The sequence below is a fragment of the Acidovorax facilis genome (assembly GCF_023913775.1).
Taxonomy (GTDB): domain Bacteria; phylum Pseudomonadota; class Gammaproteobacteria; order Burkholderiales; family Burkholderiaceae_C; genus Acidovorax; species Acidovorax facilis.
This window is the reverse complement of sequence record NZ_JAMXAX010000152.1, coordinates 1-12821: the sequence shown is the minus strand read 5'-3', so window position 1 is coordinate 12821 and position 12821 is coordinate 1. Positions and strand designations below refer to the sequence as shown.

Here is a 12821-nt window from a genome sequence, read left to right as displayed (position 1 = left end):
TGCAGGGCTATCAACATGGCTTCACTCCCTGGGTGGATTGCAAGGACTCTATCAACTCCTTTAGAACCGCTCGCGCCATGAAGAGTGGATAGCGTTTGGAGTCTATGCAATCGTCCGGGATGTGACATCTAACTAGATTTAGGCGAAAAAATCAAAACAACAGAAGTCTGACAACGCATTTCGACACGGCTATTTCGCTGGCAGTGTGCATGCCCTCGCCTTTTAGGCAAACCTAAAATTCTGCGGATGGACGCATTCCGATGCTTGTTCTGATCGGGCCCGCCAAGGCGGGCCTGGATGCCGGCCTTTCAACTTCAGGCAAACAACCCCTTGTACTGATCCCGCAGCAAATTCTTCTGCACCTTCCCCATCGTATTGCGCGGCAGCTCCGCCACCACAAAGCACTTCTTCGGAATCTTGAAGTTGGCCAACTGCGACTTGAGCTGGGCCACGATGGCATCCGCATCCAGCTTGGCACCGGGCTTGGCAATCACCACGGCCACGCCCACTTCGCCAAAGTCGGGGTGGGGCACGCCGACCAGGGCGCTTTCGGCTACGCCCGGCATATCGTTGATGTAGCCCTCGATCTCTGCGGGGTAGACGTTGTAGCCACCGCTGATGATGAGGTCTTTGCTGCGGCCCACGATGTGGACGTAGCCGCGTTCATCGACCTTGCCCACGTCGCCGGTTTTGAAGTAGCCGTCTTTGGTGAACTCTTCGGCCGTCTTCTCGGGCATGCGCCAGTAGCCCTTGAACACGTTGGGGCCCTTGACCTGGATGCCGCCGATCTCGCCCACGGGCAGGTCTTTGCCGTCGTCGCCCTGTACGCGCAGGCTCACGCCCGGCAGGGGGAAGCCGACGGTGCCACCACGGCGCTCATCCTCGCCTTTGTATCGCTTGTCGGCGCTGTAGGGGTTGCTGGTGAGCATGATGGTTTCGCTCATGCCGTAGCGTTCCAAAATGGTGTGGCCGGTGCGTTGCTGCCATTCCTTGAAGGTTTCGATGAGCAGCGGCGCAGAGCCTGCGATGAACAGGCGCATGTTCTTCACCGCCTCTTTGTTCAAGCCTGCCTCGGCCAGCATGCGCACGTACAGCGTGGGCACGCCCATGAACACTGTTGCGCGGGGCATGGCGGCGATGACGGCCTTGGGGTCGAACTTGGCCATCCAGATCATCTTGCTGCCGTTGATGAGCGCGCCGTGGATGGCGACGAACAGGCCGTGGACGTGGAAGATGGGCAAGGCGTGAATCAATACATCACCAGCCTTCCACCCCCAGTAATCTTTAAGCATCACCGCGTTGCTCAGCATGTTGCCGTGCGTGAGCATGGCGCCCTTGCTGCGGCCGGTGGTACCGCTGGTGTAAAGGATGGCGGCCAGGTCGTCGGCACTGCGGGCCACGGGCTGGTGTTCGTCGCCGTGGTGGGCGGCGCGATCGAGCAGGCTGCCGGTGCGGTCGTCGCCCAGGGTGAACACATGCTGCGTGCCCAGGGTGAAGGCGATTTTGCTGACCCAGCCAAAGTTGCCGGGGCTGCACACCACCACGGCGGGCTCGGCGTTGCCGATGAAGTATTCGATCTCGGCGCTTTGGTAGGCGGTGTTGAGCGGCAAAAAGACGTAGCCCGCGCGCAGCGTGGCCAGGTACAGCGCCATGGCTTCGACCGACTTTTCGACCTGCACGGCCACTCGGCTGCCTTGGGGCAGCTTGAGCGATGCGAGCAAGTTGGCGATGCGGGCGCTGGCGCGGTCCAGGTCGCGCCAGGTGTAGAACAGCGGGGTGCCGTCTGCCGCCGTGGTCTCGACGGCGGTGCTGTCCAGGTCAGACGGGAAGGCTGCGCGCAGGGCGCTGAAGAGGTTGTGTTGGCTCATGGCAGTTGGACGATTGGGCAGTTTTTAAGGTTTGGATCAACAAGGCGGGCGGGGCCCGTCAAAACAACGGCGCGCGTTTTTCTAGGAACGCGGTGATGCCTTCGCGGTGCTCGGCGCTGTCCGCGTAGGCATAGGGGTCAGGCGCCCCGTTTACTATATTTTTCATAGCTGCCAGCGCTTTACCATCAAGCGCTATCGGCATTTTTAATGCTCGAAATGTCTGTTTGTTCATGCGGGCGGCCTGCGGCGCCAGTGCGGCGATGCGCAGTGCGCTGCCCAGGGCCTCGGTGGCCACCATGTCGTCGGCCACCACACGGCTCAGAAAGCCGCGTGCCAGCATGTCAGAGGCGCTGAAGGTGGCGGCCTCCAGCAGCATCTGGCGTGCGGTCACGTCACCAACAGCACCCGCCACCAGCTGCGCCTCGCGCGGGGCCATCGGGAAACCCAGCTTGGCAATCGGCGCGCCAAAACGCGCACCACTGCCCGCCACGCGGATGTCGCAGCAGCTGGCGATCTCCACCCCGGCACCCATGCAGGCGCCACGGATCTGCGCCACCACAGGCACATCGCACAGCAGCATGGCGTTGAGCCCACCCCAGACGTCGTTCTCATGAAAGTCGCGCAAGGCAGCGACATCAAACCGAAAGCCGGGGTACTCCGAAATGTCACCGCCCGCACAGAAGGCATCGCCCTCCCCCGCAATGAGCACGCAGCGCACATCGCTGCGCTGCTGGATGTCTTCAAACACCGTACGCAGCTGCCGCCACATGGGTCGCGACATGGCGTTCAGCCGCCCGGTGTGGCGCAGCGTGACATGCACCACACCGCCCTCACCCGCTTCCATCAACACTTCACCCGACATATTCGTTGCCCATCACGTTTGCAAAGTCCACTGCCCGCAAAAGCCGGCGCAGCGCCATCGCCAGCGCCACCGTGGAACCGGCTTTGCCGGGCCACGGGTGGCGTCCCCCTTCAGGGGGAAGGCGCGAAGCGCGGAAGGTGTGTATGAATCCGGCGTGTCCGAGCGGACCGCACAAACGCGCTCTGTCTAGGCGCAAAGCGCAGCCATAGCGCGGCTATGGCGAGCATTTGCAACAACGACGGGGCGGGTTTTTGCGGGACGAGCGGGCATGGCGGGTTCATTCACACCTTCTGGGGGGTTAATCAAGCTTCGCTCCAGAGGCCTTCACCACCGCCGCCCAGCGCTTGACCTCGCTGCTGACCATGCCCGCAAACTGCTGCTGGGTCATGCCGCCGTATTCGGCGCCGTTGTTGGCCCAGATCGTTTTGAGTTCGTCGGCGCTGCCCAGCTTGCGCACCTCGTCCACGATGCGCGCCTGCACATCGGCGGGGGTGCCCTTGGGTGCCCACAGGCCGTACCAGGTGGTGACGGTGTAGTCGGGCAGGCCAACTTCGGCGGCGCAGGGTACGTCTGGGAACGCGGCATTGCGCTTGGGGCCCGACACCATGAGCGCCTTGATACGCCCACCTTTGATGTGGGACGCCGAGGAACCCAGCCCGTCAAACATCATGTCCACTTGCCCACCAATCAGGTCCTGCAGCGCGGGGCCGGCACCCCGGTAGGGGATGTGGGTGATGAAGGTGCCCGTCTGCTGCTTGAACAGCTCGCCCGCCAGGTGGTGCGACGTGCCAGCGCCCGCAGACCCGTAATTGAGCTTGGCGGGGTTGCGCTTCACATAGTCCATGAACTGCTGGAAGTTGTTGACCGGCACGTTCTTGGGGTTGACCACCACCACCCGGGGCACGTTGGCCAGCAAGAACAGCGGAATGAAGTCCTTCTCCAGGTCGTAGTCGAGCTTGGGGTACATCGACGGGGCGATCGCGTGGTGCACGGCCCCCATGAAGAGCGTGTAGCCGTCTGGTGCGGCCTTGGAGGCAAAGCTGGCCCCCACGGTGCCGCCCGCGCCCCCTCGGTTGTCGATCACGAGCGTCTTGCCGGTGGCCTTGGAGAACTGCGCTGCCAGGGGGCGCGCAAAGGCATCGGTGCCGCCGCCCGCAGGGAACGGCACCACCAGGTTCACCGGTTTGGTGGGCCAGGCCGATGCCTGGGCCCATGCAGGCACCGTGCCCGTGGCCAGCCCCAAACCTGTGGCAGCAGCCCCCAGCAGCACCTCGCGGCGCTGAATTCGCATGTCTTTCATTCCTTGTCTCCTGTCGTCGTTGTAAAAAAGGAAAGCAGGCCTACGGTGCCCCACCGTTCAAAACCGTGCCAGGCACTTGCCACCATCGGCTGGCTCCCCTCTGAGGGGGTCCGTTGGCCATTGTCTGCACCGATGATGACGATGATGGCATTGCGCGGCACCGGGGCCTGCGGTCAGTCACGGCACAGGCTGTCGATGTCCCCCGACACCGGCACCTTGCCTTGCGCGAGCAAGCTGCGGTGCTTGTCGATGCGCTTGAGGTCGTACAGGTAGTTCACCATCAGCCCGTACGATTGTTTCAGTCCTTTGCTGGACGGGTCTCCCGCCCAGTTCAGGCGTTCCACCCGCGCTCCGTTGCCCAGGTGGAAGCGGGCCACCGGGTCCACTGGCTTTCCGTCCTGCAGCTCACGGGCCAGGTAGCGTGCGGCGCACTCCATCAGCATCTGGCGCACGGGCGATCGGGCATCGAGGTCGGTGGCCTTGTCGAGCGCAGCCAGCAGATGGGTGGCCTGCGGGGGTTCGAAGCCCACGGCCCGGCCCAGCTCGGTGCGGCGCTTGTCATCCAGGCGCTCCAGCATCGCACCGGCATGCTTGGCCAGCCAAGCGCGGAAACCCGGAATCGGCGACAACGTGGCAAAGGTGCGCAGCCGGGGAAATTCAGCCGTGAGGGTCTCCACCACATGCTTGATGAGTGAATCGCCAAAGCTCACACCGCGCAGCCCGGTCTGGGTGTTGCTGATCGAATAGAAAATCGCCGTGGTGGCCCGCCCGATGTCAGCGGGTGCCGCCGCTTCGTCGAGCAAAGGCGTGATGCTGGACGAGATTTTGTCCACCAGCGCCACCTCCACAAAGATCAGCGGCTCGTTGGGCAAACGCGGATGAAAGAAGCCGTAGCAGCGGCGGTCGCTGTCGAGCCGGTTTTTCAGATCGGCCCAGCTGCGGATGTCGTGCACGGCCTCGTACTTGATGAGCTTTTCGATCAGCGAGGCGGGCGAGTCCCACGACAGGCGGCGTAGCTCCAGAAAGGCCACGTCAAACCAGGTCGAGAACAGGTGCTCCAGCTCGGCATCCAGCGCCAACAGGCGCTTGTCGGACTTGAGCAGTGGCAGCAGCTCGGCACGCATGTCCAGCAAGAACCGCATGCCTTCAGGGAACGCAGAGAAACGCTGCAGCAGCCGCGTGCGCGGCGACACCAGTGCACGGCGCAGGCTGATCTCGGCCTGCCCTTCTTCGGCCGTGCCAGCCGCCGCTTCGTAGCGCTGGCGGGCCGATTTGAAGCGCGTGGCGTCGGGGGCGAACTGCTCGCACATCAGCAGCCACATGTCGCGGCGCTCTTCGGGCTCGGCCTTGGCATACCACTCGGCCACGGCCTGGGCGCGGCGGCCGCCTTCGATCTCGCTCACCTGCGGGGCCACTACCTCCTGCAGGTCGGCCAGCAGGCGGCGCAGCGCGCGGGGCGACAGAGCCTCCTGCCCGCGCCGCAGCGTGGCCTGCAGCCGCTCGTTGGTGGAACGTGGCACGGCGACCTTGGCCACCACATCGGTCACCGATTTGTCGAGCCCGGCGCGGGCCGGTTTGTCGGCCGCCTTCTCGCTTGCCTTCTCGCCGGTCTTTTCAGCGGGCTTGTCTGCGGCGGGCGCTGCCGTGCGCAGGCGCGACACGCTGCGGGTGATCCATTCGGGGGTGCTGTTGATCATGGGGTGAGCCTCGATTGCTGGTTGCGGGCTACGTCGCGCAGCGCATCGCGCTGGCGCAACAGATGGTTGCGCATGGCCTCTTCGGCGGCGTCGCAGTCGCGCGCCTTGAGCGCGGCGAACACCGCCAAGTGCTCGGCCAGGCTTTGCTGCAGGCGGCCTGGCACATGCAGCGTTTGTGCTCGCGCCAGGCGCAGGATCTTTCGCAGATCGCCAATCACCTGGGCCAGCCAGCGGTTGTCCGCCAGTGTGATGAAGGCCTCGTGGATGGCGTAGTTGGCTTCGTAGTAGTCGGCAATCAGGCCTTCAGCGGCAAACTGCTGCAGCCGCTCGTGCAACACCTCAAGCGCCGCAACATCCGCCGCGACCGCCTTGCGCGTGGCCTCATGGGCCGCCCGCCCCTCCAGCAGCGCGATCACGGGAAAAAGATCATCCAGGTCGCGCTCGGTGATCTCGGCCACAAAGCAGCCGCGGCGCGGTTCGTGGCGCAGTAAGCCCTCCGCCACCAGCACCTTGAGCGCCTCGCGCAGCGGCGTGCGCGAAATAGCGAGCCGCTCGCACAAGGCCGCTTCGTCCAGAAAACTCCCGGGGGGCAAGGCGCCCGCAAAGATTTGCTCGCGCAAGCGCGAGGCGGCTTCGTCGTGCAGTGAGTTGGGAACCGGGCGCATGGTGCGGGGAAAACTCCAGGGTGTCAGGGTGCGCAGGCAAAACGCCTGCATCTTTTGCTGCCAACGCGGCTTCAAATGCCGCCAAACGTCAACATCACTCTGAGTAGTTCGTAATTTCTCATAATTACGCAAAATCACAAGAGGAAAACCCTGAAATGTGCGGATGGGGCGACAAACGGTGCACGCATGGTGCAGAGATGCAACACGAGGGCCGTTTCATTTCGGTAAAAAGCCGCATGGGAAGCGCGGCGGAGGCAGGTCAACACATCGCCCCGACTTACCCACCGGCAGAGCACTTACCTTGCAACGGCAGGCACTACCATTTTCATAGCTTCTAGCGCTTACCAGTTAAGCGCTAGAGGCCAATTTCAACTGATTTTTTGCGCCACCGCGGGCTGGCGCTGTGCCCACACCCACAGGCCCACGCCCGCGGCGATCATCGGCACGCACAGCCACTGGCCCATGCTCATACCCAATGACAGAATGCCGAGGAACGCATCGGGCTCGCGGAAGTATTCGGCAACAAAACGGAAGGTGCCATAACCCACCAGGAAAGCGGCGGCTACTTGGCCCTGGCGACGTTCTTTGCGCGCATACAGCCACAGCAGGATGAACAGCAGCAAGCCCTCCATGAGGAACTGGTAAACCTGCGACGGATGGCGTGGCTGCAGGGAACCGCTGTGTGCAAACACCATGCCCCACGGCAGGTCCGGGCTGGCAAAACGGCCCCACAGTTCGCCGTTGATGAAATTTCCCACCCGCCCTGCGGCCAAACCCGTGGGCACGCAGGGCGCCACAAAGTCGGCCACCTGCAGCCAGGGGCGCTTGCGCGAATGTGCGAACCACAACATGGCCACTATCACGCCCAACAAGCCACCGTGAAAGGCCATACCCCCTTGCCACACGGCAAAAATTTCCAGGGGGTGACTCAGGTAATACGCAGGTTTGTAGAACAGGCAATACCCTAGGCGCCCCCCCACCACCACACCCGCCACTCCCAGGAACAGGATGTCTTCCACGTCCTTGCGCGACCATGCGCCAGGGCCGGTGATAGAGGCAAACGGCTCGTGCCGCAGGCGCCGGATGCCCAGCAGCATGAACAGGCCAAAGGCCGCAAGATAGGTCAGGCCGTACCAGTGGATGGCCAGCGGGCCGATCTGCAGGGCGACAGGGTCGATGTGGGGATAAGTCAGCATGGGGGCGATTGTGCACGCGCAGCACTACCCTTTCAGGGCGCTGGCCTGCACCTCATGGGCCACAAAGTCGATCCACCGGGCCAGTGCGGGCGGCACATTGACGCCCCAGACCAGGCTGGTTTCGCACACGGGCGCCGGGGGAGACTTGCCGCCCAACTGCCGGTAGACAACGCCCGGCCGCTGAAACTGCTGCACGCTGGCAGGCACCCAGGCCAGCCCCAGGTCGGCCGACACCAGGTTGACGATGGTCTGCATCTGGATGGCCTCCTGGGCCACCTGCGGCACCTGCCCTGCGGCGTGGTACAGCGCCACGATGGCGTCGTACAGCGAGGGCAGGATCGGGCGGGGGAAAATCACCAGAGGCTCCCGCAGCAGGTCAGAGAACCGCACGGTGGGCGTGCGCGCCAGTGGGTGATGCTCAGGCAGCGCGAGCACCAGCGGCTCTTGCGCCACGCACAGGCTTTGCAGGGCAGGTGGCGCCTGGCCGGGCGTGTGCAAAAGCAGCCCGGCATCAATCTCCCCCCGCGCCAGCGCCTGCAGTTGCACATCTCCCGTCGCCTCGATCAATTCAAGCCGCACCCCGGGCCACTGGGCCCGGAAGGCTCGCACCCACTGCGGCAGCATCCCAAAACCCACGGTCGAGACAAACGCCAGACGCAGCCGCCCCACCTCGCCCGCTGCCGCCGCGCGCGCCTGTGCAGGGAGTGCCTGGGCGCGGTCGAGCAAATCCAGCACCTGCGGCAACAGGGCAGCCCCGGCTGGAGTGAGCTGCACGCTGCGTTTGGTGCGGTCGAACAGTTGAAGGCCCAGCGTGCGCTCCAGCCCGGCGATGGCCTGCGTGAGCGGCGGTTGTGTCATGTGCAGGCGCTGCGCCGCGCGGCCAAAGTGCAGTTCCTCAGCCACAGCGGCAAACTGCCGCCACAAACGCATATCAATGAATGGCTCTTTCATATGCTGTACATATTAATCGCCCTGTACAAATGGATTGGATGGCGCCCACCAATCGCCGCATACTCGCGGCTGCGAAAAGTTTCCCCACCCACAAGATTCGCTCCACGAAGAAAAACACACCATGGCAGACAACAAAGTCATCCCGATCCAGCCCATCAACCGCCGCAGCGCCAACATCACGCAAGGCAAGTCGCGCGCGCCCAACCGCTCCATGTACTACGCCATGGGCTACGAGGAAGGCGACTTCGTGAAACCCATGGTGGGCGTGGCCAATGGCCACAGCACCATCACGCCCTGCAACAGCGGCCTGCAAAAGCTGGCCGATGCGGCCATCGCTGGCATTGAGGAAGCGGGCGGCAACGCGCAGGTGTTCGGCACGCCCACCATCAGCGACGGCATGGCCATGGGCACCGAGGGCATGAAATACAGCCTGGTGAGCCGCGAGGTCATCAGCGACTGCATCGAAACCTGCGTGGGCGGCCAGTGGATGGACGGCGTGCTGGTGGTGGGTGGCTGCGACAAGAACATGCCGGGCGGCCTGATGGGCATGCTGCGCGCCAATGTGCCCGCCATCTACGTGTATGGCGGCACCATCCTGCCTGGCCACTACCAGGGCAAGGACCTGAACATCGTCAGCGTGTTCGAGGCCGTGGGCGAGAACGCCGCCGGCAAGATGAGCGACTTTGACCTGAAAGAGATCGAGAAGCGCGCCATCCCCGGCACCGGCTCGTGCGGCGGCATGTACACCGCCAACACCATGTCCAGCGCGTTCGAGGCCCTGGGCATCAGCCTGCCCTACTCGTCCACCATGGCCAACCCGCACGACGAAAAGATGAACTCGGCCAAGGAATCGGCCAAGGTGCTGATCGAAGCCATCAAGATGGACCTGAAGCCGCGAGACATCGTGACCAAGAAGTCCATCGAGAACGCCGTGGCCGTCATCATGGCCACGGGTGGCTCCACCAACGCGGTGCTGCACTTCCTGGCCATTGCCCACGCAGCGGGCGTGGAATGGACCATTGATGACTTCGAACGCGTGCGCGTGAAGACCCCCGTGCTGTGCGACCTCAAGCCCAGCGGCAAATACCTGGCTGTGGACCTGCACCGCGCAGGCGGCATCCCGCAGGTCATGAAGATCTTGCTGAACGCAGGCCTGCTGCATGGCGACTGCATCACCATCGAAGGCAAGACCATTGCCGAAGTGCTCAAGGACGTGCCTGACCAGCCGCGCGCCGACCAGGACGTGATCCGTCCCATCGACAAGCCCATGTATGCGCAAGGCCACCTGGCCATCCTCAAGGGCAACCTGAGCCCCGAGGGCGCCGTGGCCAAGATCACGGGCCTGAAGAACCCCGTGATCACCGGACCGGCCCGCGTGTTTGACGACGAACAATCGGCGCTGGAAGCCATCCTTGCTGGCAAGATCAAGGCGGGGGACGTGATGGTGCTGCGCTATCTGGGCCCCAAGGGCGGCCCCGGCATGCCCGAAATGCTGGCCCCCACCGGCGCGCTCATCGGCGCCGGGCTGGGCGAGAGCGTGGGCCTGATCACCGACGGCCGCTTCTCGGGCGGCACCTGGGGCATGGTGGTCGGCCACGTGGCGCCTGAAGCGGCAGCCGGTGGCACCATCGCTTTCGTGAACGAAGGCGACAGCATCACCATCGACGCACGCCAACTGCTGCTGGAGCTGAACGTGAGCGAAGAAGAGATCGCCAAGCGCCGCGCTGCCTGGACGGCCCCCGCACCGCGCTATACGCGCGGGGTGCAGGCCAAGTTCGCGTTCAATGCATCGAGCGCCAGCAAGGGTGCGGTGCTCGACGCGTATTGACGTTCAGCGCTTTCAAAAAAGCAAAAGCCCGCCGCTCCCGGCGGGCTTTTTTTTGCTGCCAAGACCATGGCATCCGCGTTGTGTGCCCCCGCGTGACTTGCGTCTTAAAACCCGCGCCGCCTCGACCGCCACCGGATCCAGCCGCCCGCCAAAACTCTCAACGGTGCGGTCACACGCCAGGACCAGCTCGCGCGCATCAATCCCACTTCCTTTCGCACGGCCGCCGTCACGGCAGCCTCACGGGCCGCTACATCCCGCACCAGCCGAAGTACGGTCACCCGTGTACGGTCTGCAGGTGAGGCACCGGGCGAGCCTGGGTTCACCGCATCTTCTGGCGCCGAGGCTTCCACACCAGCCGCGACGTCGCGGATGTCGAAAAAGGCCAGGGGCTGCTCTGCACAGGTGGTCACCATCAGGCCCCAGGGCTCATGCACATCGATGCCCTTGGGGCCACCCTCGCGCGGGTTGTGGTGCCCCTGCTCAAACACAGCGTCATCCAGCACGCGGAACACGGCATTCGGCTCGGCCAGGCTGCACCACCCGGAAGGATCTCGGTGAAACACGGCCACATGGGGGGCGCCAGCATCCGCCACCAGCAGAATGCGCCCGCCCGCCAGGAAACACAGCCCATGGGGGTAGCTGACGCCACGCAGTTGTGCCGCAGGCGCGTTGCCAGGCGCAAGAAACTCATCGTTGCGGTAGAGCGCGACGATGTGGCGGTCGTGGTTGCTGACCGCCACCCATTCAGCATTGAGGTCCAGCGCCACACCATCCGGAACCTCCAGCCCGTGCTGCATGAGAAGCTGCGCATCCAGATGGGAAAAACCTGCAGCAGCGTTCAGCAGGTGATGGGTCACGTAATGGGAAAAGCCGTTGCACACCCACAGCTCGTGCAAGCCTGCGCCCAGATCCCGTGCGCACAGGCTTCCTGGGGTACTCAGGAGCTCCGTTTCCTGCTTGCCGATCACGGACAGAGGCTCCAACGTGTGCAACGCGGTCAGACCATCCGCCGGGGGAATGTCGAACAGCGATACATTGCCCTCCCGGCTGGCGACCGCGATGATGCTGTTGCTGATCCAGCACAGGCCATGGGGGCGCTTGAGGCTGGTGGACGCAACCTGCACGGCATCCGTCAGGTAGAGCACCTTCTGCCCGTTTTCAAACTGGCAGTCCACCCCCACGACCAGCACCCTGTCGAGGGTGATGGCAGCAAGCGCCACACGGCGTCCGTCGGGCGACCAGCTCACATCTTCGGTTCGCCCCATGGATGCAATAGCATCCAACACCTCAGCGGGGCCGATGCATGCCAGTCTCACGGCGAAACCCCTTGCTGGACGTTGTGAAACGCCAAGGCATCGTCCACACTGCCATCCATCACCACGCGTCCATCCTTGAGGACCAGCGCGCGGTTGCAAAAGCTCTTGAGAATGACCTCATTGTGGGATGCCAGCACCAGAATGGAGACCTGCTCGATCAGCCCGTTGATACGCTCCTTGGCCTGGCTGAAAAACTTCGCGTCACCAGCACCGATCATTTCGTCCATGAGCAAAATATCGGGAACCACGCTCGTGGACACTGCAAACGCCAGGCGCAGCAGCATGCCCTGGGAATACGTCCTGACCGGCAACTGAAGATGCTCGCCCAGCTGTGTGAATGCCTCTACCGAGGGTATGAGGCCCATCGCCTGCTTGCGCGTCAGACCCATCACGATGCCCCGCATGATGATGTTGTCGTACCCAGTGGCATCGACATCCATGCCCAGCATGATGTCTGTGAGCGCAGCAATCCGGCCACTGAAGGACAGCTCGCCTTGCATGGGCTCATAGACGCCCGAGAGCACGCGCAGCAGCGTGGTTTTGCCAGCGCCGTTCGAACCAATCAGGCCGACCCGATCCCCCGGACGCAGCAACAGGCACACATCACGCAACGCATGCACGCTGACCTGTCGCAAACCGCTGGCCTCCACGCGGGCCTTGTCACGCATAGGAAGCCCCAACACCGTATTGAGCAGGCCCCGTGACCGCGTAGTGAACACGGGAAAGTCGATGGATACGTTGGACAACTGGATATGGGCCATCTTGGGATACCGAAGGGTGGCGGCGCCTACAGCCAGTACACAATCCGCCGCCGAATCGCGACGTACTGCCAAAAGAAAATCAAACCCAACAGCAAGACCACCCCCACTGCGGCACCCCAGGTCTGCAGGGCGGGGACCTCTCCCATCAGGGGGCTGCGCGTCAGGTCCAGGAAAAGCGCCAATGGATTCAGGCGCACCACCCACTGTGCACGTTCGGTCAGCTGGTCAGGCACCCAGAGCACGGGGGTCACAAAAAAACTGACCTGCATCAGGCTGCCCAGGGCCACCGTCACGTCACGAAAGCGGGCCGCAAGGCCCCCCAGAATGGCAACCACAAAACTGGCAGCCAGCAAAGTCAGGGCAGTGGCGCCAAGCAG

The 12821-nt window shown here is 63.7% G+C and carries 11 protein-coding genes; 1 reads left to right on the top strand and 10 read right to left on the bottom strand.

Translation table 11 applies throughout. The features are described from left to right. Nucleotides 1-314 precede the first annotated feature (314 nt). The 7 genes from NFX52_RS26390 to NFX52_RS26360 form a co-directional block, all read right to left on the bottom strand. Complete coding sequence (locus NFX52_RS26390; protein ID WP_055401426.1) at nt 315-1868, bottom strand: malonate--CoA ligase; 1554 nt, start codon at nt 1866-1868, stop codon at nt 315-317. A gap of 58 nt (nt 1869-1926) precedes the next feature. Continuing rightward, on the bottom strand, nt 1927-2730 hold the full coding sequence (locus NFX52_RS26385) for an enoyl-CoA hydratase/isomerase family protein (protein WP_055401428.1): 804 nt from the start codon (nt 2728-2730) through the stop codon (nt 1927-1929). 298 nt (nt 2731-3028) lie between these two features. Continuing rightward, nucleotides 3029-4030 carry a Bug family tripartite tricarboxylate transporter substrate binding protein gene (locus NFX52_RS26380; RefSeq protein ID WP_252635886.1) on the bottom strand — a complete coding sequence of 334 codons (1002 nt, stop codon included), beginning with the start codon at nt 4028-4030 and terminating at the stop codon, nt 3029-3031. 173 nt (nt 4031-4203) lie between these two features. Then, complete coding sequence (locus NFX52_RS26375; RefSeq protein WP_082437600.1) at nt 4204-5727, bottom strand: malonyl-CoA decarboxylase; 1524 nt, start codon at nt 5725-5727, stop codon at nt 4204-4206. After that, the gene (locus NFX52_RS26370) at nt 5724-6392 is read right to left on the bottom strand and encodes a GntR family transcriptional regulator (protein WP_055401443.1); all 669 of its coding nucleotides are present in this window, start codon (nt 6390-6392) and stop codon (nt 5724-5726) included. Before NFX52_RS26370 ends, NFX52_RS26375 begins: the two co-directional genes overlap by 4 nt. A gap of 368 nt (nt 6393-6760) precedes the next feature. Next, complete coding sequence (gene lgt, locus NFX52_RS26365; protein ID WP_055401432.1) at nt 6761-7588, bottom strand: prolipoprotein diacylglyceryl transferase; 828 nt, start codon at nt 7586-7588, stop codon at nt 6761-6763. 24 nt (nt 7589-7612) lie between these two features. Further along, nucleotides 7613-8539: a LysR family transcriptional regulator gene (locus NFX52_RS26360; RefSeq protein WP_055401434.1), complete on the bottom strand. Its 927-nt coding sequence runs from the start codon at nt 8537-8539 to the stop codon at nt 7613-7615. Nucleotides 8540-8660: 121 nt separating this feature from the next. Between NFX52_RS26360 and ilvD the strand changes: the two genes are divergently transcribed. Further along, the gene (ilvD, locus tag NFX52_RS26355; RefSeq protein ID WP_055401445.1) at nt 8661-10367 is read left to right on the top strand and encodes a dihydroxy-acid dehydratase; all 1707 of its coding nucleotides are present in this window, start codon (nt 8661-8663) and stop codon (nt 10365-10367) included. Between the two features lie 104 nt (nt 10368-10471). Here the strand turns inward: ilvD and NFX52_RS26350 are convergent, their stop codons facing one another. The 3 genes from NFX52_RS26350 to NFX52_RS26340 form a co-directional block, all read right to left on the bottom strand. Next, the gene (locus tag NFX52_RS26350) at nt 10472-11632 is read right to left on the bottom strand and encodes a YncE family protein (protein WP_055401436.1); all 1161 of its coding nucleotides are present in this window, start codon (nt 11630-11632) and stop codon (nt 10472-10474) included. Between the two features lie 47 nt (nt 11633-11679). Next, entirely contained in the window at nt 11680-12444 is a 765-nt protein-coding gene (locus NFX52_RS26345; protein WP_055401438.1) for an ABC transporter ATP-binding protein, read from the bottom strand. 26 nt (nt 12445-12470) lie between these two features. Beyond that, nucleotides 12471-12821 (bottom strand): ABC transporter permease (locus NFX52_RS26340; protein ID WP_252635885.1); only part of this gene is annotated, 351 nt, incomplete at its 5' end.